The organism is Stenotrophomonas sp. GbtcB23 (assembly GCF_019091045.1).
Lineage (GTDB): Bacteria > Pseudomonadota > Gammaproteobacteria > Xanthomonadales > Xanthomonadaceae > Stenotrophomonas > Stenotrophomonas rhizophila_A.
The window spans coordinates 1-232 of record NZ_JAGXKC010000744.1 but is presented as its reverse complement, the minus strand read 5'-3'; the positions used below and the strand labels follow the sequence as shown (position 1 = coordinate 232).

Annotated in this window: 1 protein-coding gene; it reads right to left on the bottom strand. The window is 62.5% G+C overall.

What is annotated here, in order from left to right; all coding sequences use genetic code 11:
• A partial coding sequence (locus tag KVS69_RS20775; RefSeq protein ID WP_254622323.1) for an ATP-binding protein occupies nt 1–232 on the bottom strand: 232 nt, incomplete at both ends.

Below are 232 nucleotides of genomic sequence, written 5' to 3'. Positions count from 1 at the left end.
TTTCCTGTGAAGTGCAAGGTACGACCGTCGCCGGCCTCTTCCTTGGGCAAGGGCATCAGAACTCGTAACGTGGTGCGGCGCGCCTGGCTGTCGCATTCGACGATGCCGCCATGGGCGCCAATGTTCTTGGCGACCAGCGCAAGGCCAAGGCCGGAGCCGTTGGTCTTGGTGGTGATGAAGGGATCGAAGAGATGCGGCAGGAGATCGGTCGGAACGCCCGGACCGTTGTCGA